The organism is Kocuria rhizophila, from assembly GCF_003667225.1.
Taxonomy (GTDB): Bacteria; Actinomycetota; Actinomycetes; order Actinomycetales; family Micrococcaceae; genus Kocuria; species Kocuria rhizophila.
Genome location: NZ_RCOM01000143.1, coordinates 1 through 2,709, shown reverse-complemented (window position 1 = coordinate 2,709; position 2,709 = coordinate 1). Strand labels below are relative to the sequence as shown.

The window sequence follows — 2,709 nt, the reverse complement described above, 5'->3', positions numbered from 1 at the left end:
GTCTCCCGGGTGGTGCCCCGCCGTCACGGGGTGCGGTGGCGCCGCGGTCTCCCGCGGACGACGCCGCTGCGGGCCGTCAGCGCGTCACGTGCGTGCAGCGCCGGGCCCGGTGGGGTCGTGGATCAGGCCCCCACGCGGAACCGCGCGAACGCGGTGGCGGTGGCGCCGGCCTCGGACAGCACCTGGCCCACGGTCTTCTTGGAGTCCTTGGCGAAGTCCTGGTCCACCAGCACGACGTCCTTGTAGTAGCCCTTGAGGCGACCCTGGACGATGTTCGGGATGATCTTGTCCGGCTTGCCCTCGTTGCGGGCGGTCTCCTCGGCCACGCGCTTCTCGTTCTCCACCGTCTCGGCGGGAACGTCCTCCTCGGAGAGGAACGCCGGGGACATCGCGGCGATGTGCACGGCGACGTCGTGGGCGGCGGTCTCCGCCTCGGAGCCGGACACGGCCAGCAGGACACCCACCTGGGCGGGGAGGTCCTTGGAGGTCTTGTGCAGGTACACGGCCACGTGGTCACCGGCCACACGGGCCACGCGACGCACGACGACCTTCTCACCCAGCAGCGCACCGGTCTCGGTCACGAGCTCGGAGACGGGCGTGCCGTCCACCTCGGCCGCGAGCAGCGAGTCCAGGTCCGCGGCGTCGGCGGCCACGGCGGCGTCGAGCACCTTGTTGCCGAACTCCACGAACGGCGCGGACTTGGCCACGAAGTCGGTCTCGGAGTTGACCTCGACCATGTAGCCCACGTTGTTCTCCGTGCGAGCCACCACGATGCCCTCGGCGGTGGAGCGGCCCTCGCGCTTGGTCACACCCTTGAGACCCTTGACGCGGATGATCTCCTGGGCCTTCTGGGCGTCGCCGTCGGCCTCGTCCAGCGCCTTCTTGACGTCCAGCATGCCGGCGCCCGTGCGCTCGCGCAGGGCCTTGATGTCAGCAGCGGTGTAGTTCGCCATGTGAACTCCTCTGTTGTCGGTTGTGTCCGCCCGGGCGTCCGTGGACGCCCGGGCGGGTCCGGTCACCATCGTGGGTCACCGGGGAGAATGGAAGGTGAACACCTTCCGCGGCCTCACTCGGCGGCGGGGGCGTCCTTCTGCTCGGTCTCGGCGGGAGCGGCCGGGGCGGCCTGCTCGGCGGCGGGAGCCTCAGCGGCCGGGGCGGCCTGCTCGGACTTCTGCCCCTCGTGCTGCTCGAGCAGCTCGCGCTCCCACTCGGCCATGGGCTCCTCGGCGGCGTTGGACTTGCCGTTGTGGCGCTCCATGAGGCCCTCGGCCACGGCGTCCGCGACCACGCGGGTCAGCAGGGAGACGGAGCGGATGGAGTCGTCGTTGCCCGGGATGGGGAACGCGACCTCGTCCGGATCGCAGTTGGTGTCGAGGATCGCGACGATCGGCACACCGAGCTTCTGGGCCTCGTCGACCGCGAGGTGCTCTTTCTTGGTGTCCACGATCCAGATCAGGGACGGGGTCTTGGTGAGGTTGCGGATGCCACCGAGGGTGCGCTCCAGCTTCTCCTTCTCGCGGCGCAGCAGCAGCAGTTCCTTCTTGGTGTACTGCGAGCCGGCGACGTCGTCGAAGTCGACCTCTTCCAGTTCCTTCATGCGGTCGATGCGCTTGGAGACCGTCTGGAAGTTGGTGAGCATGCCACCGAGCCAGCGGTGGTTCACGTAGGGCATGCCCACGCGGGTGGCCTGCTCGGCAATGGCCTCCTGGGCCTGCTTCTTGGTGCCGACGAACAGGATGGTGCCGCCGTGGGCGACCGTGGCCTTGACAGCCTCGTAGGCCTTGTCGATGAAGCCCAGCGACTGCTGCAGGTCGATGATGTAGATGCCGTTGCGCTCGGTGAAGATGAAGCGCTTCATCTTGGGGTTCCAGCGACGGGTCTGGTGACCGAAGTGGACGCCGTTGTCGAGCATCTGGCGCATGGTAACGACAGGCATGTCGTCTCCTCATGAGTATCCGGCGGCCCGGGGGCCACCGTGGGTTGACGGTTGTCGACCGGACGTGCCGGTCCCTGGCGCGATGCGCGGACCGTGCTCGTGGAGCGGGTCCGACGTGCCCCGTACCGGTTCCACAGGCGGATCCGGACCGAGGGGCACGCACCCGGAGGGAACGGATCCGTTCCGGGTTCCTTCGCGCGCGAAGTCAGTCACCCGCCGCCGCACCCACCCGCGAACGGGCATGCGCAACTGATGGCAGGGCAACTGCACTAGCCAGTCTAGCGCATCGCGCGGCACCTCCTCTCCACATCGCGCGCCCCTCCCCCGGCAGCACGACGCCGCCGCGTCACCCTGGTCCCATGGCTCACCCACGCAGCTCCGAGACCGCTCCGACCGTTCCCACCTCCGCTCTCGCCTTGGCGCTCACCGCCGGGCCGGTTGTCCAGTCTCCAGCGATCGGCGGACCGCCGGGCCCCGCCGCGGGGCCGGTGGCCTGTCCGGGCGGGGACGTGCATCCCAGGCTCCCCGGGCGGCCCGCGGCCACGGGCACGGAGTGTCCCGCACCACGGTGGATGGCCCTGGGCCTCGCGGCTCTCCTGACGGCCCTGTTCGTGCTGGGTGCCCACCCCGCGGGCGCGGCCGGAGCCGGCTGGGCGTGGCCGGTGTCTCCCCGTCCGGGCGTCGAGCGCGCGTTCGAGGCACCGGCCCAGAAGTGGCTGCCGGGTCACCGCGGTGTGGACCTCTCCGCCCCGCCGGGAACCCCCCTCCGGTCC

2 protein-coding genes and 1 pseudogene are annotated in these 2,709 nt (G+C 70.5%); 1 reads left to right on the top strand and 2 read right to left on the bottom strand.

From position 1 onward, the window contains the following. Window positions 1-122: 122 nt before the first annotated feature. Window positions 123-953, bottom strand: a complete 831-nt coding sequence (tsf, locus tag D9R02_RS11635) for a translation elongation factor Ts (RefSeq protein WP_019310867.1) — start codon at window positions 951-953, stop codon at window positions 123-125. Between the two features lie 113 nt (window positions 954-1,066). Beyond that, window positions 1,067-1,936, bottom strand: a complete 870-nt coding sequence (gene rpsB, locus D9R02_RS11630; protein WP_019310866.1) for a 30S ribosomal protein S2 — start codon at window positions 1,934-1,936, stop codon at window positions 1,067-1,069. A 572-nt stretch (window positions 1,937-2,508) separates the two neighbouring features. Between rpsB and D9R02_RS12195 the strand changes: the two are divergent. Then, a pseudogene (locus D9R02_RS12195) lies at window positions 2,509-2,709 on the top strand (M23 family peptidase); the annotation flags it as partial.